The sequence below is a fragment of the Haloarcula sp. Atlit-47R genome (genome assembly GCF_003665985.1).
In the GTDB taxonomy this organism is placed as follows: Archaea; Halobacteriota; Halobacteria; order Halobacteriales; family Haloarculaceae; genus Haloarcula; species Haloarcula taiwanensis.
In genome coordinates this window covers 737,036-760,878 of the sequence record NZ_QPLQ01000001.1, presented here as the reverse complement: position 1 = coordinate 760,878, position 23,843 = coordinate 737,036, and the positions used below count along the sequence as shown (strand labels likewise).

Here is a 23,843-nt window from a genome sequence, read left to right as displayed (position 1 = left end):
TCTACATTACGTCAGTTTCTGCTGGTCGCCCTGCCGCTCGCTGGTCAGTAGCGACGACAGTTCGACCAGCAGCGCGATGACGACCGGGCCGGCGATGAAGCCGATGACGCCAAGCGTCAACACGCCGCCAGTGAATCCGACGAAGTAGAGGCTGGCCGGGAGACCCGTCGTGTAGCGGGCGAGCTTCGGTCTGATTACCGCATCGGGGAGGAAACCGACAAAAACGAGGCCGAACACGGTCACCAGAACTGCCCCGGTGATGTTGCCGTTGATAACATCCGCGACAGCGATGGTGAGGACGACGACGCTGGGGCCGATGACGGGAACGAACTGCAGAATACCGGCGACCACTGCCAGTGCGAACGCGCCCTGATAGCCCAGCAGCCAGAACACGACCCACGCCACGACGAAGGTCCCGAACGCCGTCGCCGCCTGAAGCACGTAAATCGCGTACAGCGTCCCCCGGAGTCGCTGATGGAGTCGGTTGACGACCTCGTGATACGACGCCGGGACCGTCCGATAGACGGCCGTTTTCGGAGCCTGCGGCTGCCAGAGCATCGCGTAGACGAGGATCGCAAACAGGACGGCCTTCAGCGCCAGCACGGGCGATTCAGCGGCTAAATCCACCGCGACGGCCGTGAGCGTCTCTCGGGCGGCTACTAACGTCGGATCTATCTCGATCGGGTAGCTGAACTCGCCGAATTCGAGGGTCACCATCGACGGGAGCTGCTGGAAGAAAGAAAACAGGTCGCGGCGGCGGAGATACAGCACGGCCCCGAGCGGGACGATGATGAGTGTGCCGCTGATGAAGGCGATACCTGTTGTCACAGCCGCCGACAGTCGCCTGTTGAGTCCGTGGCGTCCAAGCCATTCCGAGACGGGGAAAAGCACGTATGCGACCGTGATTGCGAAGAAAATCGTCGCTAGCACCCGCGCGAGCAGAACTCCTGTCAGACAACCGGTGAGGACAAGCAGGCCCGCGAGGACGTAGGTACGTCGGCGTGTTACCACGCCCGTCTTTTTCCATCGGCCGGTAAAAACGTTACCCGCAAACGCCAGCAGGGTAACACGTCTGTCAGGACCGTGAGAACAGCGCCGCTAGCTGTTCTCTGGAGAACAGCGTTGTCGGCCGGTCCATGTGGACGCCGATCTCGCCTTCGAAGGCTTTCATCCCGACTTTCTGTATCGGTTCCGGTGCGGAGTAGCCCGCCCGAACGGCGTGGCCGAGGCGGATCTCCTGTCGAAGGTCGTCGCGCCACGCGCGCTCGTACTCGCCCAGCGTCGCCGGGTCGTCGGGGTCGATTTCTCGGGCCGCGTGGTCGGCGGCAGTCATGCCGTATCGGATGCCACCGCCGGTGAAGGGCTTGGTCTGGGCTGCGGCGTCACCGATGAGAAACGACCGTCGACCGGTGACTCGCTTCGGCGGGCCGATCGGGATAAGTCCAGAACAGCGGTGGTCGGTTTCGACGCCGTAGCCGTCGACGAACTCCTCGAAACGGCCGCGAGCGTCAGCACCCGGTGGTACCGCCAGTCCGTACTCGACGCCGGCTTCGCCTCGTGGAATGCGCCAGGCGAAAAAGCGCGGGACGGTAAGGTGCACGTCGACGAAATCGCTGTGGTCGACCTCGTCGCTGAACCCGAGGACGCCGTGCAGTAGTTCGTCGGGTTCGGGCAAGTCCAGTTCCCGCCGGACGCGGCTCTTCGGGCCGTCACAGCCGGCGACCATCTTCGCGCGGTGGGTCTCGATGCCGTCGGGTCCGCGGACTTCGACGGTGACGCCATCTTTGTCCTCAGTGACGCCGACGACCGAGTGCTCCTCGCGGACCTCGGCACCGGCGCCACGGGCCACTTCGGCGAGATGCCTGTCCAGACCGACGCGGTCGATAACGTTCGATATGACCTCGTCCTTGTAGAAGGGATGGTCCTGACTGCTGGGACCGCCAGTGTGAAACCGAGCGCCCGAAATCTCGTTCTGGAACAGGTCGTCGCGGGCGTCTTCGGTGAACTCCCAGATATCCGTGCTGACGTGACCCGAGCAGGCAAGGGGCTTCCCGACCTCCCCCTGTTCGAAGACGACCACGTCAAGCCCCCGCTCGGCCGCCCGACGCGCGTACCGCGACCCGGCCGGTCCCGCCCCGACGACCACAACGTCATACATACACGTTCTCTCGGTGTCACGAACCAAATACCTTCTCGATTCGCTCGCTCCCGGTCAGCCGCCCGCGGCGGGGACCCGCGGATGGCCCTGCCGCTCGGCCAGCCAGCCGCCGAAGCGGCCGGCGAGCGCGCCGCCGAGCGCCGGAATGAGCATGGCGAGCGCTCCGACCGACAGCCCCATCGCGACGCCGACGGCCTGGAACCACAGCGGGTTCGCCACGGAAGGGATGGACCACACGAACTCGGCCACCCCCCACAGCGCCGGAAGGCCGCCGACGAAACCGGCTCGCAGTCCGGTCGCAGTGCCGTTTCCGCCGCGGCGCTTGACGAGGTAGCCGGCGAGCGCGCCGCCGACCACAACCATGTTGAACATGATGCTGTCCGGGGACTGAATCACCTGCAACGCGGTGAAGGGGGCGGCCAGCAGCCCGCCGAGCAGGGCGCACGTCCACGTATCCGAGCGGTCGAGTTGGAGGGACATCACGGCACGGTACGACGGCCAGGTGCATCAGTGTTCTCCGCTGATATGTCATGGAATCGTTGCGAACGGCGGCCGTGTGGCTGTCTGCGGGACGCCGCTCACCGGAGCACCGGCGAACGCGACGACGGCGAGCAGGAGCGGGCCAAGCGCCACCGCGATGCACTGCCCGTGACCGAGCGGTATGCGAGATAGCTGACACCGCCACGTCGCCGGTCGAAGCAGGGCGTATTTGTCGGTGTAGCCCCTGTCGTCGGCTATGGCAGAGTACCAGCCCGGGGTGTGTAACATCGGAGCGAACCAGCGCCGCGCCCGGCGGCTGTCGGCCGTCGGGTCGTTCGCCGTCGCTGCTGGCATCGCAGTCGCCGTCGGGGTCGGCGCAGTCCCTCGACTGTCGCTGTGGGCGACTGTCCCCTTCATTTTTGGCGGGTTCCTCGGCGCGTTTCAGGATTACTTCCAGTTCTGTGTCGCTTTCGGAGCGCTGGCCCGCTACGACCTCTCGGGGTCCGGTGGGGAAAGCGGACGCGTCGGCACGAGCGAGGCCGTTCGCGCTGATCGGCGAAAAGCGGCGAAAATCATCCTGCTCTCGGCTGTTGCGACGGTCGTGACAGCCGGCATCGGGTCCGTGGCTGTTACCGCCGTGTAGGGCTTCTGTCCGCTGTGTGTTCTGTTTGTCACCAGAGCCGCTCAGGCGGTGGCGGTATCAGATGACGGCCAGCCCGCTCGGGACTTGCTCGTAGTCGCTCGGCCAGTCCCCGCCGTCGAGGTCGTGTCGCGTCCACGCGTCCCCGCGGTTCGACTGGAACAGCCCGTGGTTCGTCAGTGCGAGGAAGCTGCCGTCCGGGTCGGCGGCGAGGACCGGGCGGGCCAGCCCACCCGGACCCGGCAGGCCGTCCATCGATTGTGTCCACCGCTCACCGTCCCACCGATACACGTAGCTCTCTCCGTGTGTGCTGTGCGCGGACTGTGGGCCGCTGGCAGCCGAGACGACGACGCGGTCCGGGTCGTCGGGGTGGACAGCCAGCCCCCATACGTACCGATGGGCCAGCCCGTCCTGCGGGTGGGTCCACGTCGCTCCCCGGTCGGCCGACAGCGCGAAGCCGTCGCCGGCGGCGGTGTACACCCGGTCCGGGGCGTCTGGATGGGTCGACAGCGTGTGGTTGTCCCGCCGAGCACCGTCGGGATGGTCGACCCACGTTTCGCCGCCGTCCGGACTGCGGATGAACGCGCCGGCCTCGATAGCGGCGTACACCTGCGCCGGGTCGTCTGGGGCGAGCGCGAGCCAGCGGACGTGGTGGGTGTGTGGCCGCGGCGGAAACGACCACCGCGACGCCGTATCGAGGTCGGTCAGCCCCGGCCGCTCCGTCCACGTCTCGCCGCCGTCGGTCGAGCGGTAGACGGCGCTCGGTTCCGTCCCGGCCCACACCATGTCAGGGTCCTGTGAGCTGACTGTGGCGCTCGTCACGCGGTCGCCGGCGTCGAGGACCGATTCCCACGTCGCGCCACCGCCGGTCGTCCGCTGGAGGCCGGCGTCGGCGGTGCCGACGAAGGCCCGGGCCGGCTCGGCCGCGCCCGCGGCGACACACTCGATGTCGTGGCCGAGCAGGCAGTCGTCCCAGCCGGTCCCGCTGCCTCCGACGAGGACGCGGTCGCCGAGCGCGGCGTAGACGGTGTCCATAGACGACTGTACGATGCCCGAGCGAAGAAAGCTGGTGGTGGTCAGCGGCTCACCGACCGCGTCAGCGCGAAGACGTACAGCGCGACGAAAAAGCCCCCGAGGAACGCCTCCGACTGGGCCAGCAGGCTCACGGTGGGGTCGCTGACCTCGCCGACGCCGCCGAGGAAGAAGGCGATGAACGACCCGAGGCTGAGCTGTGCGTACTGGCCGACGCTCCCGAACAGGTCCGGCGCGATAGCGACGTACAGTCCCGCGTAGGCGGCGATGAGCGCCGCGGACGCCGCGAGCGTGTACGACGCCCGCTCGCCGTAGCCAGTGGTCACGAACAGGAACGCATTCATCCCCCAACGGGCGAGCGCCCGACCGTCGATTGCGCCGTGTGGACACTCCCACTCCTGAGTCTCGCCGTCGGACTCCGTACGGTCGTCGGTGTACGTACAGCGACTCCCGGCGCGCCCCGACCAGGCCATCGTTGCCAGGAACTGTCTGCAGGCAGGCATAAGCGCTTCCACACCCGTCCGGCCCGTCTGTAGCCGCGGCCGTGCCTACGGCGTCCACCAGCGCAGCCCAACCATCACGAAGACGATTGCCAGCTGCATCAGGCCCTGAAGTCCCCCGAGCTTGGCGTTTCGCATCCCGATTTCCGAGACGAGGTCGACGTCCGGGTTCTCGGAGACGACCTGCCGGTAGATGCGGACCTCGCCGGGCAGGATGACGCCGAAGCCCTGCACGGACAGCAGCGTCACGATGGCCAGCGTGGCGACTATCCACCACGAGGTCATCGCGAACTGCGGGAGCGCGGTCGCCAGATACGCCCCGGAGCCGAGGACGGCCACGCCGAGGACGCCCAGCGTCTTCGGGTCGGTCAGCGCGTCGAACTGGTAGCCGATGAGGAGGACGACGGGGATGAGCGTCGCCGCGGTCAGAATCGCCAGCCACGGGTCGGCGTTGGGGAACTTCCCGAGCCGGAGCGCGAGCAGGATGCCGCCGCTGATGGTCACTGTCGCCAGCGTCGGCATCAGGAACGTCATCTTCGGCGTGAACGACGCGAAGAAGTCGGCCCGGGCCTCCGGCTCCTGGCCGCCCAGGACCGGGCCCAACACCAGCCCCATGAACAGGTCGATACCGGTCCACAGCACGCCGGCCATCACGTGCACGTAGGTCAGCGCCCGGATGTTCCCGCTGGCGAGCGCGCCCGCGAAAGCCAGCAGCGGGACGGCCACCGCCCCCGCGGCGAAGGCCGGGTTCGCCTGCCTCGCCAGCCCACCGATACCCCGTTTCCGCTCGACGCCGTCCGCTGTCGACTGTGCCATGGCTGGCTCTATCAGGTTCCGCCGTCGACTAAAACGTTGGTGGCCGCTTCGGATATCGCCGCTACACTGCTGACCGAACCGCCCGACCGCACGTTTAATGCAATGCGTTGCGTCGTATTACGCATGGAGAACGTCACCACCCGTATGAGCGACGAGGAACTCGACCTGGTGGCGCGACTCGCCGACGCCACCGACGCGAGCCGCAGCGACGCCATTCGACAGGCCATCCAGCGGGGGGCCAGAGAGGAACTGATTCGGGTCGCCCTCCAGCGGTATCAGGACGGAGAGGTCGGGATGCGCGGTGCGGCGGAGTTGGCAGGGCTCACCATCGCGGAGATGATGGCCGAGGCCAACGACCGCGGCGTCATGACGAACTACGACGAGGCCGACCTGGCCGACGACGTAGACGCGCTTCGATGACCGGCGGCGAGCGAACGGTCCTGGTCGACGCGAGCGTCCTCATCACGCTGGCCGATACCGGGAGCGCTGCCCTGCTCGCCGGACTCGACGGCTCGGTCGTCGTCCCGGACCCCGTCCGCCGGGAGGTTACCAGCGACCCGGCAGCGAAAGCCCTGTCCGACGCCATCGACGACGGCTGGGTCACCTGTCCGCAGTCCGTCTCCACGGCGGCCGTCGAGGAGGCAGCCAGCCACCTCGGTCGCTCTGACGGGGACCCGCGAGGCGATGCCGTACTGCTGGCTCACGCGCTGGTCGCCGCCGACCCCGTTGTTGTCACCGACGACAAGCCGCGCCGACAGACCTGCAAGGCGCTGTCGATACCGGTCGCCGGGTCGATTGGCGTCCTCGTACGGGCCGTCGAACGGGGCGACATCGAGCCCGACGACGCGACCGAGACGCTCTACGCGATGGACGAGGTCGGCGCGCGGTTCAGCGCGAGCCTCGTTAGAAAAGCGGAGCGGCTCATCGACGACGCGGCCGATTAGTCGTCGTCAGCCGCCGGCTGAGCCACGTCGCGGTCGGCGCGTGGCCCCTCCAGGTCGACGTTCGGCAGGAGGTCCCGGAGGTACTGCCCGGTGTAGGAGGCTTCGGTCCGGGCCACCTCCTCCGGGGTCCCCTCGGCGACGAGTTCGCCGCCGTTCTCGCCGCCCTCCGGCCCGAGGTCGATGATGTGGTCGGCGTTTTTCACCAGGTCGAGTTCGTGCTCGATGACGACCACGGTGTTGCCGTCGTCGGTGAGCCGGTGGAGCACGTCGATGAGCTTCCGTTCGTCCTCGGGGTGGAGGCCGGTCGTCGGCTCGTCGAGCAGGTACAGCGTCTCGCCCGAATCCTTCTTGCCGAGTTCTTCGGCGAGTTTGACGCGCTGGGCCTCCCCACCAGAAAGGGTCGTCGAGGGCTGGCCCAGCCGCATGTAACCCAGCCCCACGTCTTTCAGGAGTTCGAGGCGGCGGCGAATCCCCGAGTGGCTCTCGAAGAAGTCGTAGGCCTCCTCGACGGTCATCTCCAGCACGTCGGCGATGGTCGCGCCCTTGTAGGTCACGTCCAGCGTTTCGTCGTTGTAGCGCGCGCCGCCGCACTCCTCACAGGGGACGGTTACGTCGGAGAGGAAGTTCATGTCGATGGTGACCGTGCCCTGACCGCCACAGCCCTCACAGCGACCACCCTTGACGTTGAACGAGAAACGCCCCTTCTCGTAGCCCCGCTGTTTCGCGAGGCTGGTCTCGGCGAACAGTTCGCGGATGTGGTCGAAGACGTTGGTGTAGGTCGCCGGGTTGGATCGGGGCGTGCGGCCGATGGGCGACTGGTCGATAAGCCGCACCGTCTCGATGTCGTCGAGGCCCTCGATGGCGTCGTGCTCGCCGGGGTTCACGTCGGTGTCGTTCATCCGCCGGACCAGCCCCTTGTACAGCACGTCGTGCATCAGCGTCGACTTGCCGGAGCCGGAGACGCCGGTGATGGCCGTGAACGTTCCCAACGGGACGGACACGTCGAGGTCCGCGAGGTTGTGCTGGCGCGCGCCCCGGACCGTGAGTTCGCCGTCGGCCTCGCGGCGGCTCTCGGGCACCGGAATCGTCCGTTCGCCCGAGAGGTACTCCCCGGTCACCGATTCCTCGGTTTCGATGACCTCGTCCATCGGGCCGTTGACGACGACTTCGCCGCCGCGCTTGCCCGGACCCGGCCCCATGTCGATTATCTGGTCGGCCCGGCGCATCGTCTCGGTGTCGTGTTCGACGACGAGCAGGGTGTTACCGAGGTCCCGCAGTTCCTCCAGCGTGTTCAGCAGGCGGTCGTTGTCCCGCTGGTGGAGGCCGATAGAGGGTTCGTCAAGGACGTAGAGGACGCCGACGAGGCCGCTGCCGATCTGCGTTGCCAGCCGGATGCGCTGGCTCTCGCCGCCCGACAGCGTCGATGCTTCGCGGTCCAGCGTCAGGTAGTCCAGTCCCACCTCGGTCATGAAGCCAAGCCGGGCCCGAATCTCCTTCAGAATCTCCTCGGCGATTTTCCGGTCACGGGTAGAGAGGGTCGCCCCCAGGCCCTCGAAGTGTTCCAGCGCGTCGCTGATGGACATCTCGTTGACCTCGGTGATGGCGGTGCCGTCGACGAGCACCGCCCGGGACTCAGCCTTGAGTCGGGTCCCCTCACAGGCCGGGCACGTCGTCGTCGCCATGAACTCCTCGATGTGCTCGCGGGCGCGGTCGGAGTCCGTCTCGACGTGGCGGCGCTCCAGGTTGGGGATGACGCCCTCGAAGCGCTCGCTCTTCTCGCGGGTGCCGTTCTTGGTCCGCCACTGGAAGTCGACGATGTCGTCGGTACCATAGAGGAACTGCCGCCGAATGGACTCGTCCAGTTCCTCGAAGGGCGTCGAGAGGTCCACGCCGAAGTGCTCGGCGACGTTGTCCAGTTGCCGCGAGTAGTACGTCCGGTCGTAGCTCCAGGGTTCGAAGACGTGCTTGAGCGGCTTCGAGGGATCGGTGACCACGAGGTCCTCGCTGACCTCCTTGGTCTCGCCCAGCCCCTCACACTCCGGGCAGGCCCCGTGCGGGGAGTTGAACGAGAACGACCGCGTCTCGATTTCGGAGATGTCGATACCGCAGTGCGTGCAGGCGAGGTCCTCGGAGAGTTCGACGACGAGGCGGGTGCGTTCGTCCGCGTCGCCCTCGTCGCCGTCGGCCAGGTCGCCCGTGGCTCTGGCATCCGACCCGCCGAGGGTCTCGGCCGCGCCTTCCGGCGGGTCCGGGAGGATGACCTTCAGCGTCCCGTCGGCCTCGGTCAGCGCCGTCTCGACGGAATCCGTGATGCGCGAGCGGGCGTCCGGCGAAATCTTCACGCGGTCGACGACCACGTCGACCGTGTGGTCGTAGTTCTCGTCCAGTTCCGGCCGGTCCAGCGTGAGGTCGAACTCCTCGCCGTCGACCTCGACGCGGCTGTACCCCTCGCCGACGAGGTCGTCGAACAGGTCCTCGAAGGCCCCCTTCTGGTCGCGGACGACCGGCGCACACAGCTTCGCGCGGGTGTCCTCGGGGAGTTCCAGAACCCGCGAGACCATGTTCTGGGCGGACTGCTCGCCCACTTCGCGGCCACACTCGGGGCAGTGCGGCGTCCCGACGCGGGCGTACAGCAGGCGGAGGTAGTCGTGTAGCTCGGTGACGGTCCCGACCGTCGAGCGGGGGTTGTTGGCAGCGTTCTTCTGGTCGATGGAGATGGCCGGCGACAGCCCTTCGACGTTCTCGACCTGGGGCTTGTCCATCTGGCCCAGGAAGTTCCGCGCGTACGCCGACAGCGACTCGATGTACCGGCGCTGGCCCTCGGCGTACACCGTCTCGAATGCGAGCGAGGATTTGCCCGACCCCGACAGCCCGGTGACGACTGTCAGTTCCTCGCGGGGGATCTCCACGTCGACGTCCTTGAGGTTGTGTTCCTCGGCCCCTCGGACCTCGATTATATCCTTGCTCATCTTTGCATCTTCGTTGGCCGGCAGGAGGGAAACCCTGTCGGTTCGGGTGCCGACAGACGACGCCTCGCACCTGCCTGATTTTATTTTGGACAGTGTGGCGAAAGATTCACCACGAATATCTAATATGAGATTGGTATGGGAACGAGCGACTACGACATCGCGGGGATTGACCTCTCCGACGACAGCTACACGGTTGAACAGAGTCTGGTCCGAAACAAGTACAAAGCGATGGATGCCGCCGGGAACGTCGTCCTCCGCGGGAAACAGAAGATGCTGAAGATGAAAGAGGAGTTCCCGTTCGTCGACGCAAACGGCGACGAGGTGTTCCAAATCAAGGCTGGCGGCATCATCGACGTGGCCGGAAACTACGTCCTCACTGACTCCAGGACCGGCGAGGACATTGTCATCCTCGACAACGACTACTCGATTTTTCAGGATACGTGGAAGATTCGGGACGCCAGCACCGAGGCGAAACTCGCCGAAATCAACTCCCAGGGTGCGCTCGTGACTATCGCCCGCAACGTCGTCCCGTTCGGCGGTTGGATTCCCCACAAGTACGAGATCACCGATCAGGACGGCAACCACGTCGGCAACATCGACGGGCAGTTTTCGCTGAAAGACCGCTACGAGATTACCATCGACGACGCCAGTACGGTTCCAAAGGAGCCGATAATAGCCGCAGCGATGGTTATCGACGCGATTCAGGGGAACTGACGCCCCACCGGAATCCTTCTTGCCCTGGCTCTCCGAGGGACGGCTATGCGCCGCCGGACGGTCCTCCGACGACTCGCTCTCGCAGGAACAGGCGTCGGGCTGGCGACGGGAACGACCCGCGCACATCCGACGCCGACCGGCGACGGGACGGCCGAGCCAGCGGCCGCCGACACCCCGACCGGCGGGGACCCGCTGGGCGTGCTGGAGATGGAGACGGTGTACGAGGTCGTCACCAGCCCTGACGGGCACACGGCCTACGTCGCGACCGGGGACGGTATCGCGCTCGCCGACCTCGTCACGCCGACCAGCCCCAGACTGCTCGGTCGGCAGACGGGCCTGCTGGCAGAGAGCGACGACGGCCCGATACAGCGGGTGCAGGACCTCGCCGTCAGCGGTTCGCGGCTGCTGGCCGCCGGGCCGGCCCACCCCGCGGACGGAGCCCACGGGTTCGTCGTCTTCGACGTGAGCGACCGGCAGAAGCCGACACGAATGGCGGGGCTGGAACTGGACACGCGCATCCACAACTGCGACTTCGACGGCCGGTACGCCTACCTGACCGCGAACGACCGCGACGGCAACCCCCTGCTCGTCGTCGACACCGAAACCGAGCAGGAAGTCGGCGAGTGGTCGCTGTTAGACGCCGGCGACGCCTGGCACGACGTACCGACGAGCCTCTGGCCGCTCCACGACGTGTGGGTGCAGGATGAGCGGGCCTATCTGGCCTACTGGGACAGCGGGACGTGGGTCGTCGACGTGTCTGACCCGAGCGACATCTCGCTGGTGGCGAAAGTTCGCGGGCGCGACCCAGAAGATCTCGCTGCCATCGAGGACCCCGGCACCGAGCGGAGCGAGCCGCCGGGCAACGACCACTTCGTGACGGTCGACGAGGACGCGTCGCTGCTTGGCGTCGGCGGCGAATCATGGGACCTCGGTGACGACGACAGCGGCGGCCCGAGCGGCATCGAACTGTACGACATAAGCGACCCGGCCGACGCCGAACTGCTGTCGACGCTCGACCCGCCGCCGACCTCGGACCCCTCGCCGGGGGGCATCCTCACAACGGCGCACAATTTCGAACTGACCGACAACCGCTGTTACTCGGCGTGGTACAACGGCGGGGTCCGGGTCCACGACCTGACGGACCCGACTGCACCCGAACTCGCCTTCGAGTGGCGCGACACCGATACGACCTCGTTCTGGACCACCCAGCGGGCCGCCGGCTGTTTCGTCGCCGGGAGCACGAACGCGAGCCAGGGGACGGAGGTCCAGCCCGGGCTGTACACGTTCCCGGACCCGCGGATACGGACGCCGACAGCGGACCCGTCGGCCACGGGCGATGAGGGCGGCGGCACTAACAGCACTGATGGCACCTCCCTCGGCGTTGGCGGCCCCGGCTTCGGCGTCGGGTCGGCGGTCACGGCGCTCGCGCTGGCGGCCTGGCGCGCCAGCCGGCAAGACTGACGCCGCGCCGCTGACTGACTTCACTCACTCCAGCGCGCTCTTGACAGCGGCGGCGACGCTCCGGGCGCGCTCGGCCAGGTCTTCGGGGACCTGGCCGCGCTCGACCGCCGCGTCGAGTTCGTCGTCGTCGACCCGCTCGACGGTCCCGTCGGCGTGTTTCACCACGTCGACGTGGAGGTCGACGTAGCGGGCGGTGTCGGGGAATACCTCGACGGGCGTACAGACGTTGACGTAGGTCCCCTTCTTCTCGCCGTCGCTGTCGCGGTACACCGTCGGGTACCACCACCGCCCCTCCTTGACTTTCGTCTCGGCCACGTCGCCGGCCTCCTTCGGGACGCCCAGCGCGTCGTAGGTGCCGCCGGGGCTCATCTCCCGCTCGATGGTCACCGTCCCGTCGTCGTCGACGGCCTGTACCTCGCCGTTGCCCAGCGTGATGAGCCGGCCGTCGGGCTTGCCGTGGCCCAGCGACAGCGAGCCGCCGACCTGCGGGCCGAACTGCCGGGCCGTCACGGCAAAGGGGAAGTCCGTCTCGCCGGTCTCGGGGTCGTCACACAGCGCCTCGACGTAGTCGACGGCGGCGCTGGCGGTGCGGTCCCCGGCCTTCACGCGGTGGTGGCCGGGCATCGTCGCCGTCACCTCGCGGCGGGCCTCATCGAGTGCGAAGCGGCTCTCGCGGCCGAACCACAGCCACGTCGTCGCCAGCCCCCCGTCGTACCGGGCCGGCGCGCAGTCCGCGGGCGGGTCGGCCCCGTCGAGCGATGCGTCGATGGCCGCCGCGCGGTCGTTGGCGGCGTCGAGCGCGTCGGCCAGCGCGTCGAAGCTCGCGTCCTCGCTCGCGGCTTCCCAGGAGACGCCCCAGCCGTCCCGTGGGTCCGCGGCGATTACGTCAAGCATCGCCGGGCCGCCGGTCCCCGACGACGGGCCGCTCCCGCCCCGGACGAGCGAGAGGAGGTCGCCGCGAACGGCGACGGTCGTGTCGAGTACCGGCCGACCGTCCGTCCAGGGCGCGCTCGCTTCGACGACCTGCACGCGGAGCGCATCGCCCGTCTCGACGCGCTCGTCCGAAGACGAGTACGGGAGAAACCCCTCGCCGTCGCCGAGGTCGACGACAGCGCCGCTCCCGAGCGTCTCGGTCACGGTGCCAGCGTAGACCGCGCCCTCCGGCGTCGGGGCGTCCCAGTGGAGGGTGTCCCGGCCCACCGCAGTCAGGCGGTCGGTGACGCTCGCGGCGGCGTCGCGGTCGCCGACGACGCCGACGCCCTGCTGGTCGCCCGTCGTCGTCACGGTCACGGCCGCCCGCGCGTCAGCGAACTCGCCGTCGAAGCGCTCCTCGATGGGGCCCGAGGCCTGGACGATGTCGTGGCCGTCGTCGCGGAGGACCCGGGTCAGCGCCGTCGCGTAGATGCCCCTGACCCTGACGGTCATAGCGCGTCCTCGTCGGCGGCAAAGCGGACCCGGTCGTGGACCGTCGGCCCCAGCGAGAGCTCTACCTTCTCGTGGCTGAGGACGCGCCCGCCCTCGACCGGGACGCCCCAGGTGTCAAAACGTAGGTAGCCCCGGATGTCGTCGGCGTGGGTGAACAGGTCGCAGTACTCGACGGCGTGTTCCTGCACCTCGCTGGCGCTGTGGGCGAGGTCCATGTCGGAGTACACCGTCTCGCGGCCGTCGAAGAAGGCTTCCAGCGCCGCGGCCGCGTCGTCGGTCGCTTCCACGACGGCCTCGGAGGCGGCTTCGATGGTGTCCTGGTCGACGCCGGCCTCGCGGAGCGCCTGCTGTTCGCGTTGCGTGAAGTGCATACCCGCGAGTCAGTGGCGGAGGGAGGAAAACAGTGCGGAATCGCCTACACGACCATCGCGTTCAACACGAGCATCAACAGCCCGAACATGACGCCGGTCGCGACGATGGTTCGGGGATCGATACGGATGGTGTTCTGGTCTTCGGCGTCGAAATATCGGACCAGTCCTGCGCTGGACATCAGTCCGCCGCCGTCGCTGCCACTCATACTTCACGGTGGTGTGTGACCGACACTAAGCCTTTCGGGTCGCCCGCGAGTGCACGCCGCCGGTACATATGGATAACCCTTATCAGATACCGCGGACTAACGAAAACAGAGTACTATGACGGTTACACTGAAGGACTTCTACGCGGACTGGTGCGGCCCGTGCAAGACCCAGGACCCGATACTCGAGGACCTCGAAGAGGAGTGGACGGACGTCGAGTTCGAGAAGATAAACGTCGACGAGGAACAGGACGTCGCCAACGAGTACCAGGTACGCTCTCTGCCGACGCTCATCATCGAGAACGAGGACGGCATCGTCGAGCGCTTCGTCGGCGTCACGCAGGCCGACGACATCGACGACGCGCTGCAGCAGGCTTCGGCGTAATTCAGTCGTTTTTGCGGTTCGTCACGCCCGATAGCGGCCGCGCCAGCGTCTCGTCGCTGGCGTCGGGGAAGGGCAGGGCTGCCGCCGAAGCGGGACTAGTAGTAGCGCCGCCGGTGCGGTAGCTGAGCGAGTGGAGTAAAGTATACCGCGCGCCGGCGGCGCGCGGTTTCACTTCTCGCGACCAGCGGGAGCGAGAAGGTCGTTTTTAGCGTAGATTTTTGCGAACCCGCTCCCCGCAGCGCGCTCTGTGAGCGCGCGAGGAGAGGGGGTGACGTAAAAAGGTACTATTGGAACCGCACGCCGAGGTCGTGCAGGCCGTCGTTGTGGCGGGCAACGTTGATCAGAAGCGGCGTCAGTCCCTCGATCTCGGCGGCGTTGGCGAGCGGGCCGCCGTCCAGCGCGCGAATCCCCTCGATGCCCTCGGCGAGTTCACAGACGGTGTCCTTGGCGTCGGTGTCGTCGCCGACGACGATGGTGTCCCAGTCGAGGTCGGCGTCGAGGTTGGCCAGCCGGCCGGCCGCGAGGTTGTGGAACGCGCCGACGACGGCGGTGTCGTCGGGGGCGGCGTTTTCGGCCAGTTGCGTGACGCTGCCGGCCCCGGGGCGGTTGTAGTGGAAGCCGTCCTCGTCGCGTTGCATCCCGACCGCGGGGGCGACGAGCGTGGCGTCGTCGAGTTCGTCGGCGACGGCGTCGATGGTATCCGTAAGGTGGTATGCAGGGACGGCGGCAACGACCACGTCGGCGCGGGCGGCGGCCTCCTCGTTCACCAGACCGGCGATTGACGGGTCGTCGTGGCCGCGGCTGGCCAGCTCTGCCTCGTACTCCTCGGCCTTGTTCGCTGCCTTCTGTGCTTTCCGGGAGCCGATGATGATTGTGTGGTTGGTGTCGTCAGCCCAGCGGAGGGCGAGGCCTTGGCCGATGTCTCCAGTACCGCCAAGCAACGCGATGTCCATACCTACGGCGTAGGCCGACCACTGAATAAACGTTGTGTGACAGGTTCACTCAGGTGTAGGTCTCCCAGGCCCAATCGAACCCCCCGGCGAAGGCAATATACAGCGCGCTCCCGAGACCAACCAGATAGCTGAGCCACTGAGTCGCGACGCCAGCAACTGACGTGTCACCGAGCGCGAGGGCAAAGACTGTCGAGAGCGGGACCATCACGAAAAACAGGACGATGATGAACATCCCGACACGGCCCGGTCGATGCACAGATTTGAGGATGTGACTGTGTTCACGCATCGTCCAGTAGGCCGCAACGAGACCGAGTAACTGGCAGATAACGGCGTACAGCGGCACCAGGTCGACCGACGGCTCGCGGATGACTGCACCCCCGACGAGCCCGGCCCAGATGCTCACCAGAAACGCCCAGCCGAACGTCGGCAGTCGTCGCATACCCGGGGTCTCTGTCCCGGCAGTGAAACCGTTGCCGTTTGCTGCTGGTCGGGTAATAGCTGGCGACCCGCCTCTCGATTATGCCGCGTCGAGAAGCTCGGGCAGGTCGGTGACTGACTCGACGACGGCGCTCGCGCCGTTGTTGGCGAACGTCTGGCGGCCGGCGTCGCCGGTCAGCCCTCCGGTCAGGACGCCGATACCGTAGTAGACGCGGTCGTCGTCGGCTTCGTCGGCGTTGACTGCCGTCGCCACGTCGTCGAGGGTGTCCCCGGCGAAAGCGACCCGTTCGGCGTCGAACCGCTCGGCGAGCGTCCGCAGGGCGGCCGGGTGGGGCTTGCCCTCCTCCCAGTCGTCCATGGTGAAGCGGTGCTCGTCGGGCAGGTCGAGGCCGACCCGTTCGAGCGCGATGTCGGCTTCGGCGGCTGGCCGGCCGGTGACGACGCCGACGGCGAAGCGGTCCTGCAGGGCCGACAGCGTCTCATCGTCCACCAGCAGCGGTTCGTCGTGGATGTACCCCGGCGCGTCGAACGGCGGCTCGCCGCCCTCGATATCCCGGTAGCGGTCGGTGCCGAGATACAGCGTCTGGAACACGTCCCGGAGCTGTTCGGGGTCCCAAGTGTCGAAAACCCGGTCTTCTGCGGCGTCATCCAGCAGGTCACGAACCACCGCTTCGGCCGCGTCGCGGCCGCCGCCACGCTCGGCGATAGCGTCAGTGAATGCTGCTATGTCGGCGACAGCAGACTCGCGGCCGGCGAGAACGAACAGCGCGGCTGCATAGGTCAGCTCCCAGTCGTTGTTGAATCCGCCGGCGTCTTTGAACTGCTGGACCGCGGACTTCTCGATAGTGTCGCCGTACACCCGGTCGATGGATTCGACGATGGCTCGCCGATAGGAGTCGGCCACGTCCACCAGTACGCCGTCGATGTCGAGGACGACCGCGTCGACTTGCATGAGCGAGCGAAAGCGGGCCTCACTCAAGCGCCTTGCTATCTCTCGCCCGGTACAGCGTCTCCCCGCCGGGGAGTTGCTCGCGCTCGACGGCAACCGTCGGCTGGTCCCCGCCCAGCGTCGTGAACCAGAACGCCGCCCCGACGGCGTTGGCAACCGTCAGCGTCGGCCGGTGCAGTTCCGGCGGGAGGTTCCGGGCGAAGACGATGTCACATCCTGCGTACACCGCGTGGTCGGGGTCAAGCACGTCGTCGACGACAAACGCGACCCCGTCGGGGACCTCCCGCTCGACGATATCCGTCGCCGTCACGTCGATGCCTCGCTCGACCAGTCGGCCAGCTATGTCAGGGTGGTTTCCGACGCCGACCTCGACGACCGAATCGACGGACGCCAGTCGGTCAACGAGCGAGCCGGTAGTGTCGGGCACGTCGTACAATTTATGAGATGCGGGCGCATATGCGTTCCCATGCACGTCGACATCGTGCCGGTGGGTGAGGTCTCGGCCCAAGTCAAACGCGAGGCCTCGGACGGACTCCGCTCCGTCTACGACTGTGAGGTCTCGATGCACGAGCCACAGTCCATTCCCGCCGGCGCGTACGATGGGGACCGCGACCAGTACCGCGCAGAGGAGTTTATCGACCTCGCCCGCCGGGTCGGCTCCGGGGGCAAAAACATCGCGATCACGCCGAAAGACCTCTTCTACCGCCGTCGAAACTACGTTTTTGGACTCGCTTACCTCGGTGGCTCCGGCAGCGTCATCTCCACGTATCGGCTCCAGACCTCCTCCGACGGCGGCTTCTCGAACCGCTCAGCCGGCGAAATCTTCTCACAGCGGGTTCGAAAAGAGGTCGTCCACGAGGTCGGTCACACCCTCGGACTGGAACATTGCGATAACAAGCGCTGCGTGATGAACTTCTCCCCCACCGTCCGTCAGGTCGACGTGAAGGAAGTCTCGCTGTGTGGCTCCTGCCAGCGGAACGTCCTGTAGTCTGGGAACGGATACCAAACTGATTCGGTATAGCGGCTACATTTCTGTGGTACTTGTACACATGCACGATGAGCAAGAGTCAGTCCCCCGAGCGCGTCGCAGAACTGCGAGAGGTCTTCGTGGCGGTCACCGGTGATGAAGCGGTTACTGAGTCCCAGACAGACGAGCAATCCGACCGCGAACTCGACCCGGACGAGCAGTTCGACCCGGACGAGGTTGCCGACGGCCTAGACGATGCAGTCGCGGGGGCGGAGGCGGACGGCGACAGCGACCCGGCGGCCTGACGCCGTCACTGCGCGAGCCTACGGCGCGTAGTAGTACTCGCCGGCGTTTTTCTGTTCCCGGTCCAGTTGCGAGTCGGGCTTGTTGATGCGGGGCCGTGAGGTCCGCTCGTCCCGGCGGAAGGTAATGTCGAGGTTCTGCAGGAACTCGTTCATCCCCTCGCGCATACCCTGTGGCGGCGCGGCGTGGCCGCTTTTCGCCGGCTCGCCGTCGAAGACGAGCAGGCGGTCGGCCAGCAGGTCTATCATGTATATGTCGTGGTCGATGACCATTGCCGTCGCGTCGTGGTTCTCGGCGTACCGGCGGATGGCGGAGGTCGCCATGACCCGCTGTTCCACGTCCAGGTGCGCCGAGGGCTCGTCCAGCAGGTAGAGGTCGGCGTCCTTCGAGAGGCAGGCCGCGATGGCGACCCGCTGGCGCTCCCCGCCCGAGAGGTCGGTGAGTTGCTGTTCCATCACCGACTCGAGCTGGAGCGGTTGTGCGATTTCGGTGTTCCAGTAGGAGCTCCCGAAGTCGTCGGTAATCGACGCGAGGAAGGCGTCGACCCGCATCGGCTGGTCAATTTCGATGTACTGGGGCTTGTAGGCGATGTCGAGGCTGGTGTCGACTTCGCCCGCGGTCGGTTCCAGCCGGCCGGCGAGCATCTTGGCGAACGTCGACTTCCCGATGCCGTTCGGGCCGACGACGCCCAGGACTTCGCTCTCGCGGATGGTGCCGGCCTCTACGTCCAGCGAGAACTCGCCGTCGCCGTAGCTCTTCTGGAGGTCGGGGTACTCGATGACCACGTCGCCGGTCGAGGCCGTCCGGGGCGCGTGCTCCTCGAACTCGATTTCCGTCTGGCGGACGCGCATATTCTCGTTTTCGAGGTAGCCCGAGAGGTACTCGTTGATACCCTTCTTCGTCGATTTGGGCGGTGTGATGATACCGAACGCGCCGGGAGTCCCGTAGGCGACGTTGATGTTGTCCGCGAGCAGGTCGAGGATGGCGAGGTCGTGCTCGACGACGAGCATCGAACGGTCCTCCTCCTCGGCGAGTTCGCGGATGAGCCGTGCGGCAGTCATGCGCTGGCCGATGTCCAGATACGGCGTGATCTCGTCGAGGAAGTAGAAGTCGGCGTCCCGCGCCAGTGTGGCGACGAGCGCGACGCGCTGAAGTTCCCCACCCGAGAGGTCGTCGATGTGGTTGTCGACGACCGGCCCGATGCCGGTCCGCTCGATGAGGTAGTCCAGTTCGCCGCGCTCGTCGGTCTGGTCGAGTAGCTGCCGCGCCTTGCCGTCGAACTGGTCCGGAATCCGGTCGACGTACTGGGGCTTGCGAGCGACGGTCACGTCGCCGTCGCGCATCTGCTCGAGGTACTCCTGCAGCGCGGTCCCGCGGTACTCGTCGAGAATTTCGTCCCAGTTTGGCTCCTCGCCGTAGCGGCCCAGGTTGGGCTGCATCTCGTCGGCGAGGATGCGCACAGCGGTGGTCTTCCCGATGCCGTTCGGGCCGAGAATCCCGGTCACCTGTCCCTCGGCGGGGCTCGGGAGCCCGTACAGTGCGAAGGCGTTCTCCCCGTAGCGGTGGACCGGGTCGTCGGTCAGCTCCTGTGGGAGATTGATGATCTCGATTGCGTCGAACGGACACTTGTTCACGCAGATACCGCAGGACTCGCCCAGACAGATCTCCTCGGAGATGCGGACCTGGTCGGGCTGGCCCTCGAAGGGCTCGTCCTCCTCGTACTCGTCTTCGCGCTTGACGATGCACTCTTTCCCGCTGCGGTTGGGCGGGCAGTAGTTCATGCACTCGTAGTTACAGCGGTCGGGCTGGCACCGCTCTAGGTCGACGACGGCGATACTGTCCTCGGCCATCGTTACGCTCCCGTCGTCAGCAGAATGCCCCACGAGACGAACCACAGCGAGAAGGTCATGAAGCCGATATAGAGCACGTCCTTCGTCGAGAGGTCGTCCGTGTCGATGCCGATCACCCGCAGAATCGGGAACTGTGCTGCGATAGCGACCGCGAGGACGAGCACGCCTTGTGGGTCGTTCGGCGCGGTCGCTAATGCGTTGGAACCGAACGCGGCGGCGATGCCAGCGACGGCTGTCAGCGTCGTGACAGTGAGCCCCCGCATATGGGAACTCATTCCGTCCGCCGTTTCCGTAGCCATACCACACGTTCCACTACCCGCAACCAAAAGGTGCGCGGTTCAGGGCTGTGACGCGGCCGCGAATGCGTGCGCCGTCGAGACTGACTCCTCAATCTTTATGCGCCCGGCGCTTGTGATTACGGGTAATGACGGACTCTGATGGGGAAGCCATCGCAGACCTTCCGCCGAGCGCAAAGCTCGTGTACAAGGTTCTGGAGTACGACGGCCCGCTGACACAGAAAGGCATCGTCGAGGAGTCGATGCTTTCGGCACGGACCGTCCGTTACGCTCTGGAACGACTCGACGAAGTCGGTGTTATCGAAGAAGACGTGTACTTCGCTGACGCGCGGCAGAACCTCTACGAAATCACCGATCAACCGGCGGAAGCGGACGCCGCTGTCTCGGACTGACCGCTTTCTCGCTTGGCTGTTTCGCGACGCGACCACGCGCTATAGTTGAACCGATTTACACACCGATCGCACTGCAGTCGTGCGGGTGTGCATTGACTTTCAATGGCTACTATAGTTACAGCGATGCGACCACGTCGCCCGTCGTCGCAATGGCCGCGAACTCACCGCGTAGTTGCGCCAGCGCCGTCCGGTGGACCAGCGGCGCGTCGAACCGCTCGCCGTCGAGCGCGCGGCCGAACGTCGCCGTCGCGTCGCTCGCGACGACCACGTCGAACCCGCGGTTCTCGGCCATCCGCGCCGTCGTCGAGACGCAGTGGTCGGTCGTCAGCCCGCAGACGACGACGGTCCCATGGCCGCGCTCGCGGAGCCAGGCCTCCAGCCCGGTGTCGACGAACGCGCCGTTGACGCGCTTCACGAACGTCGCTTCGCCCGGTTCTGGTTCCAGTTCCGATTTGAACGCAAAGCCCGGCTCCCCCCGCCGGAGCGGCGAGTCCGGCTCCGTCGAGTCGTGCCGGACGTGGACCACGGGGAGGTCGCGCTCGCGCCACGCCGCGAGCAGGCGCGCCGCGTTCGCCTCGGCGTCGGAGTTGTTCCGGGTCCCCCACCGCGACTCGTCGAACCCCTGCTGGAAGTCCACCAGCACGAGCACCGGGGCCGAAGGAAGCGAGAGCGGTGCCATCAGTCGGCCGGCTCCGGCGCGGGCGTCTCGACGAGCCACTCCGATTTCGGATGCTCGCGCGTCACAGTCATCGGACATTCGTCGGGGGCCTGGGCCTCGTCCGAGGACAGCATGTACTGGGGCCACTCGCGGTCGCCCTCGACACCCCAGTCGCCGATGTCGGCGTGGGGGCAGACGCCGTCGTACTCTTCGAGGCGACCCTGGATGACCTCGCGGGCGTGCTGGCCGGCCTCGGTGTCGGCGGTGACGTTCAGGTCCTCGAACAGCGCCCGGGGCTGGAACGTAATCTCCAGGCCGACCGGACAGTAGCGGCTCTTCCGCGTGTCGTAAAACGGAGCGCGGCAGGTCGGGAACATCGGTTCGCCGCCGAAGCAAAACTCCCAGTAGGGGTCGTCGGTGTCGGTCGGAATGTCCTCAGGCCAGGGCTCCGGGTCGTGGACGTGCAGGAACTGGAGGATATGCCAGAGGCGGTCGTGGTACTCGGCCTCCGTCAGTGGCCGCTCGGGCGGTCGGAAGAACGTCACCAGCGAGGCCCGCTCGCTGTGGTCCTGATAGGTGTCCAGATATTCCAGGACCGTCCGGCCGAGGTCGAACAGCGCGTCGGGGTCGCTCATCGACGGGACGGCCGTGTACAGCGGCTCGCCGTCCCGGACCGACTCCGCGCCGAAGAAACAGGGGAACGGCGTGCCGTTTCGCTCGCCGGTCAGCCCCTCGCTGAAGGTCCGCCAGTGGTCGGCGACCCAGTCGGGCGCGGCCCCGCGCTCGACCCGGTCGGCCAGCGTCGCCTGGTCTACGAGCCTGCCGACGACTGTGTCGGTCATACACTGACTGTGGTGCTACAGCGGAATTTAGCTGTCGTTTTCGGCGGTTCGGCCCGCCGTTGAATGCTGTCCGCTCGCCGACCTCTACGACGGCACGACGGTAATCGTGCTGCCGCGGTCGATCGCTCGCTCTAGTTCCTCGGCGATGCCCGACCCGCGAGAGACCTGAATCTCGCCGCTGCGGGAGACCGTCGCGGTGAAGAGGTACTCGCCGTCGGCCTGCAGTTCGACCGTGTCGCCGGCGTGGCCGTCGAGCGGGACGATGACGTGCCGGGACGTGACTTCCGGCTGGACGATTTCGCCCTGCTTGCCGCCGGACTCGGTCTGTGGGCCGCCCGAGGGGCCGGACGGTCGTTCCTCGAAGGTTCGCACGTCGATGTCGATGCCGAGGCGATTCTCCACGTCGGAGATGCGGCCGCCGCCCTTGCCGATGACCTGCGAGATGTCGTCGTCCTCGACCCAGACGACGGCGGTGTTGGGCCCGCGCAGTTCGACCTCGACGTGGCCCCGCGCGATGGAGCGTATCTCGCGTTCGACCTCCTGCTTGGCGAGGCGGTCGACGCCGGAGTCCTGCTGGTCCTCGTCGTCGTTCAGCGGGACCGTGACGACCTGGCGGTTGAACGTGTATATCTCGTACTCGGGGCGACCGGTCTCGAAGTCCTTGACCATGATGACCGGCCGCGCGAGGTCCTCCTCCATCAGGCCCTGCGGGACCTTGACCTCGGTCGAGACGTCGTAGACGGTGTGGACCTCGCCGGCCTCGATGTAGACGACGGTGTCGACGATTTGCGGGATGAGCCCGAGTTCGACGCGGCCGATGAGCCGCTGGAGCGCGTCGATGGCACGGGTGGCGTGGACGACCCCGACCATGCCGACGCCGGCCAGTCGCATGTCCGCGAACACCTCGAAGTCGTCGGTCTTGCGGACCTCGTCGTAGATGGTGTAGTCCGGCCGGACCATCAGCAGGGAGTCGGCGGTCTTCTCCATGGACCCGCCGAGTTCGGTGTACTGGGTGATGTTCGGGCCGACCTGGAGGTCCCGCGGTTTCTCCATCGTCTTGACCGCGTAGTCGGCGTCGACGAGGAACTCGCCGACCGCCTGTGCGAAGGTGGACTTCCCCGCCCCGGGCGACCCGGAGATGAGGACGCCGCGCTGGTGCTCGGTGAAGCGGTCACGGAGTTCGTCGGCGTACTCGTAGTCGTCGAGTTCGGTCTTGACGATGGGCCGGACAGCCGTGATTTCGAGCGCGTCCGAGAAGGGCGGTCGCGCGATGGCGATGCGGTAGTCCCGGAACTGCGTGATTGTCATGCCGGGCTCGTCGAGTTCGAGGAAGCCGTCCGGCGAGGCGCGCGCGCTTTCCTCGATGTCGGCGGCGTACTCCCGAAGTTCGCTCTCTGTCGCGGGGTCGTCGCGGATTGGTGTGTACTGCATATCGCCGATAGACCCCTTCTTGGCGTAGGGCTGGACGCCGACCTTGAGGTGGACGCTCATCGTCCCCTCGTCGAAGAAGTTCTCGATCTGGAGCCGGTCGACCGTCCGTTTGACCGGCTCGACGAACTCCACGGCGAGCCCTTTCGCGCGGGCGACCTCGGCCTGTACGTCGTCGCTGGTCACGAGTGTGGCGTCGCGGTCACCGGCGATGTCCCGGATGAGCGCGTCAATCTGCCCTTCTCCGGCCTCCCGTTTCTCGATGGCGTCGGGCCGCCGACCGACGTACTCCACGTCGATGAGGCCGTCTTCGGCCAGGTCGACGAGCGTCTGGAGTTCTTCCAGTCCCTCCCAGCCCGTCTCGCGGCCGTCGTTCGCCTGTGCTTCGAGTTCGCCGACGACGGCCTCGGGAACGACGACCGTCGCGCCGGCAAAGCCCATGCCATCGACATCCGTGTCGGGGTCGGCATCAGCCTTCACTTGGTCGGACACGCGGCCGTCGATGACCACGCTCGTGTCCGGTACAATTTCCATACGCGAACGTTGGAGACTGCCGTTGATAAGGGTGTGGAGTCTGCACCGCTACAGGCTCCGTTCGCGGGTCCCCGGCCCTGAGTCGAGCGTCGACGCACTCGCTGGTCCCGAATCGCGTCCCGCGATTCGCTGTGG

General features: G+C 66.8%; 30 protein-coding genes. 10 read left to right on the top strand and 20 right to left on the bottom strand.

Annotated features, from left to right (window positions below):
- Positions 1 to 6: 6 nt before the first annotated feature.
- The 3 genes from DVK00_RS03920 to DVK00_RS03910 all read right to left on the bottom strand — a co-directional run bounded on the left by DVK00_RS03920 (position 7) and on the right by DVK00_RS03910 (position 2,638).
- Entirely contained in the window at positions 7 to 1,011 is a 1,005-nt protein-coding gene (locus DVK00_RS03920) for an AI-2E family transporter (RefSeq protein WP_101350960.1), read from the bottom strand.
- Positions 1,012 to 1,075: 64 nt separating this feature from the next.
- Positions 1,076 to 2,158 (bottom strand): geranylgeranyl reductase family protein, encoded by a 1,083-nt coding sequence (locus tag DVK00_RS03915; RefSeq protein ID WP_121535460.1) that lies wholly within the window; start codon positions 2,156 to 2,158, stop codon positions 1,076 to 1,078.
- Positions 2,159 to 2,212: 54 nt separating this feature from the next.
- Entirely contained in the window at positions 2,213 to 2,638 is a 426-nt protein-coding gene (locus DVK00_RS03910) for a DUF5518 domain-containing protein (protein ID WP_101350958.1), read from the bottom strand.
- A 45-nt stretch (positions 2,639 to 2,683) separates the two neighbouring features.
- Here DVK00_RS03910 and DVK00_RS21300 point away from each other — a divergent pair, with 45 nt between their 5' ends.
- Positions 2,684 to 2,830 (top strand): hypothetical protein, encoded by a 147-nt coding sequence (locus DVK00_RS21300; RefSeq protein WP_157829434.1) that lies wholly within the window; start codon positions 2,684 to 2,686, stop codon positions 2,828 to 2,830.
- A gap of 64 nt (positions 2,831 to 2,894) precedes the next feature.
- Complete coding sequence (locus tag DVK00_RS03905; RefSeq protein ID WP_101350957.1) at positions 2,895 to 3,281, top strand: hypothetical protein; 387 nt, start codon at positions 2,895 to 2,897, stop codon at positions 3,279 to 3,281.
- A 57-nt stretch (positions 3,282 to 3,338) separates the two neighbouring features.
- Here DVK00_RS03905 and DVK00_RS03900 read toward each other — a convergent pair whose 3' ends face one another.
- From DVK00_RS03900 to DVK00_RS03890, 3 genes are all read right to left on the bottom strand, one after another.
- The gene (locus DVK00_RS03900; RefSeq protein WP_121535454.1) at positions 3,339 to 4,313 is read right to left on the bottom strand and encodes a hypothetical protein; all 975 of its coding nucleotides are present in this window, start codon (positions 4,311 to 4,313) and stop codon (positions 3,339 to 3,341) included.
- A 41-nt stretch (positions 4,314 to 4,354) separates the two neighbouring features.
- Positions 4,355 to 4,783, bottom strand: a complete 429-nt coding sequence (locus DVK00_RS03895) for a hypothetical protein (protein ID WP_233560752.1) — start codon at positions 4,781 to 4,783, stop codon at positions 4,355 to 4,357.
- Between the two features lie 75 nt (positions 4,784 to 4,858).
- On the bottom strand, positions 4,859 to 5,626 hold the full coding sequence (locus DVK00_RS03890) for a hypothetical protein (protein WP_121535451.1): 768 nt from the start codon (positions 5,624 to 5,626) through the stop codon (positions 4,859 to 4,861).
- Between the two features lie 123 nt (positions 5,627 to 5,749).
- On the opposite strand from DVK00_RS03890, the gene DVK00_RS03885 reads away from it, so the two are divergent.
- Together DVK00_RS03885 and DVK00_RS03880 are read left to right on the top strand one after the other, a co-directional pair.
- Positions 5,750 to 6,046 (top strand): UPF0175 family protein, encoded by a 297-nt coding sequence (locus tag DVK00_RS03885; protein WP_101350954.1) that lies wholly within the window; start codon positions 5,750 to 5,752, stop codon positions 6,044 to 6,046.
- The gene (locus tag DVK00_RS03880; protein WP_101350953.1) at positions 6,043 to 6,570 is read left to right on the top strand and encodes a DUF3368 domain-containing protein; all 528 of its coding nucleotides are present in this window, start codon (positions 6,043 to 6,045) and stop codon (positions 6,568 to 6,570) included. The genes DVK00_RS03885 and DVK00_RS03880 overlap by 4 nt, the downstream gene beginning before the upstream one ends.
- Here the strand turns inward: DVK00_RS03880 and uvrA are convergent.
- Positions 6,567 to 9,539 carry an excinuclease ABC subunit UvrA gene (uvrA, locus tag DVK00_RS03875; RefSeq protein WP_121577301.1) on the bottom strand — a complete coding sequence of 991 codons (2,973 nt, stop codon included), beginning with the start codon at positions 9,537 to 9,539 and terminating at the stop codon, positions 6,567 to 6,569. The two genes, DVK00_RS03880 and uvrA, sit on opposite strands and share 4 nt — an antisense overlap.
- 135 nt (positions 9,540 to 9,674) lie before the next feature.
- On the opposite strand from uvrA, the gene DVK00_RS03870 reads away from it, so the two are divergent.
- Positions 9,675 to 10,253: an LURP-one-related/scramblase family protein gene (locus tag DVK00_RS03870; protein ID WP_121535445.1), complete on the top strand. Its 579-nt coding sequence runs from the start codon at positions 9,675 to 9,677 to the stop codon at positions 10,251 to 10,253.
- A 45-nt stretch (positions 10,254 to 10,298) separates the two neighbouring features.
- Positions 10,299 to 11,714, top strand: coding sequence for an LVIVD repeat-containing protein (locus tag DVK00_RS03865; RefSeq protein WP_121577300.1), 1,416 nt, complete (start codon positions 10,299 to 10,301; stop codon positions 11,712 to 11,714).
- Between the two features lie 24 nt (positions 11,715 to 11,738).
- On the opposite strand, the gene DVK00_RS03860 is transcribed toward DVK00_RS03865, so the two are convergent.
- The 3 genes from DVK00_RS03860 to DVK00_RS03850 are packed head-to-tail and all read right to left on the bottom strand — an operon-like array spanning position 11,739 to position 13,716.
- Positions 11,739 to 13,139, bottom strand: a complete 1,401-nt coding sequence (locus DVK00_RS03860) for a DUF402 domain-containing protein (protein ID WP_121577299.1) — start codon at positions 13,137 to 13,139, stop codon at positions 11,739 to 11,741.
- Positions 13,136 to 13,510: a hypothetical protein gene (locus tag DVK00_RS03855; protein ID WP_101350948.1), complete on the bottom strand. Its 375-nt coding sequence runs from the start codon at positions 13,508 to 13,510 to the stop codon at positions 13,136 to 13,138. Before DVK00_RS03855 ends, DVK00_RS03860 begins: the two co-directional genes overlap by 4 nt.
- Positions 13,511 to 13,554: 44 nt before the next feature.
- On the bottom strand, positions 13,555 to 13,716 hold the full coding sequence (locus tag DVK00_RS03850; RefSeq protein ID WP_053967263.1) for a preprotein translocase subunit Sec61beta: 162 nt from the start codon (positions 13,714 to 13,716) through the stop codon (positions 13,555 to 13,557).
- A gap of 115 nt (positions 13,717 to 13,831) precedes the next feature.
- On the opposite strand from DVK00_RS03850, the gene DVK00_RS03845 reads away from it, so the two are divergent.
- Positions 13,832 to 14,098: a co-chaperone YbbN gene (locus tag DVK00_RS03845; protein ID WP_101350947.1), complete on the top strand. Its 267-nt coding sequence runs from the start codon at positions 13,832 to 13,834 to the stop codon at positions 14,096 to 14,098.
- 1 nt (position 14,099) lies between these two features.
- On the opposite strand, the gene DVK00_RS21295 is transcribed toward DVK00_RS03845, so the two are convergent.
- The 5 genes from DVK00_RS21295 to DVK00_RS03825 form a co-directional block, all read right to left on the bottom strand.
- Positions 14,100 to 14,270, bottom strand: coding sequence for a hypothetical protein (locus tag DVK00_RS21295; RefSeq protein WP_158598757.1), 171 nt, complete (start codon positions 14,268 to 14,270; stop codon positions 14,100 to 14,102).
- 112 nt (positions 14,271 to 14,382) lie between these two features.
- Entirely contained in the window at positions 14,383 to 15,051 is a 669-nt protein-coding gene (gene npdG / locus DVK00_RS03840; RefSeq protein ID WP_101350946.1) for an NADPH-dependent F420 reductase, read from the bottom strand.
- 49 nt (positions 15,052 to 15,100) lie between these two features.
- Complete coding sequence (locus tag DVK00_RS03835; protein WP_101350945.1) at positions 15,101 to 15,490, bottom strand: hypothetical protein; 390 nt, start codon at positions 15,488 to 15,490, stop codon at positions 15,101 to 15,103.
- Between the two features lie 78 nt (positions 15,491 to 15,568).
- Positions 15,569 to 16,441, bottom strand: coding sequence for a TIGR01548 family HAD-type hydrolase (locus tag DVK00_RS03830; protein WP_121511429.1), 873 nt, complete (start codon positions 16,439 to 16,441; stop codon positions 15,569 to 15,571).
- A gap of 19 nt (positions 16,442 to 16,460) precedes the next feature.
- A complete protein-coding gene (locus tag DVK00_RS03825; protein ID WP_101350943.1) occupies positions 16,461 to 16,874 on the bottom strand; it encodes a UPF0146 family protein in 414 nt (137 codons plus the stop codon).
- Between the two features lie 30 nt (positions 16,875 to 16,904).
- On the opposite strand from DVK00_RS03825, the gene DVK00_RS03820 reads away from it, so the two are divergent.
- A complete protein-coding gene (locus DVK00_RS03820; protein WP_004514915.1) occupies positions 16,905 to 17,426 on the top strand; it encodes an archaemetzincin family Zn-dependent metalloprotease in 522 nt (173 codons plus the stop codon).
- A 68-nt stretch (positions 17,427 to 17,494) separates the two neighbouring features.
- Complete coding sequence (locus tag DVK00_RS03815; RefSeq protein WP_121577298.1) at positions 17,495 to 17,710, top strand: hypothetical protein; 216 nt, start codon at positions 17,495 to 17,497, stop codon at positions 17,708 to 17,710.
- Between the two features lie 18 nt (positions 17,711 to 17,728).
- On the opposite strand, the gene DVK00_RS03810 is transcribed toward DVK00_RS03815, so the two are convergent.
- Positions 17,729 to 19,558, bottom strand: coding sequence for a ribosome biogenesis/translation initiation ATPase RLI (locus DVK00_RS03810; protein ID WP_101350941.1), 1,830 nt, complete (start codon positions 19,556 to 19,558; stop codon positions 17,729 to 17,731).
- 2 nt (positions 19,559 to 19,560) lie between these two features.
- Entirely contained in the window at positions 19,561 to 19,857 is a 297-nt protein-coding gene (locus DVK00_RS03805) for a hypothetical protein (RefSeq protein ID WP_053967272.1), read from the bottom strand.
- 125 nt (positions 19,858 to 19,982) lie between these two features.
- On the opposite strand from DVK00_RS03805, the gene DVK00_RS03800 reads away from it, so the two are divergent.
- The gene (locus DVK00_RS03800) at positions 19,983 to 20,246 is read left to right on the top strand and encodes a MarR family transcriptional regulator (RefSeq protein WP_101350940.1); all 264 of its coding nucleotides are present in this window, start codon (positions 19,983 to 19,985) and stop codon (positions 20,244 to 20,246) included.
- Between the two features lie 115 nt (positions 20,247 to 20,361).
- On the opposite strand, the gene DVK00_RS03795 is transcribed toward DVK00_RS03800, so the two are convergent.
- From DVK00_RS03795 to DVK00_RS03785, 3 genes are all read right to left on the bottom strand, one after another.
- Entirely contained in the window at positions 20,362 to 20,925 is a 564-nt protein-coding gene (locus tag DVK00_RS03795) for a cysteine hydrolase family protein (RefSeq protein ID WP_121535436.1), read from the bottom strand.
- Positions 20,925 to 21,746: a YqcI/YcgG family protein gene (locus DVK00_RS03790; protein WP_101350938.1), complete on the bottom strand. Its 822-nt coding sequence runs from the start codon at positions 21,744 to 21,746 to the stop codon at positions 20,925 to 20,927. The genes DVK00_RS03795 and DVK00_RS03790 overlap by 1 nt, the downstream gene beginning before the upstream one ends.
- 84 nt (positions 21,747 to 21,830) lie before the next feature.
- Complete coding sequence (locus DVK00_RS03785) at positions 21,831 to 23,708, bottom strand: PINc/VapC family ATPase (protein WP_121535433.1); 1,878 nt, start codon at positions 23,706 to 23,708, stop codon at positions 21,831 to 21,833.
- Between the last annotated feature and the right edge of the window lie 135 nt (positions 23,709 to 23,843).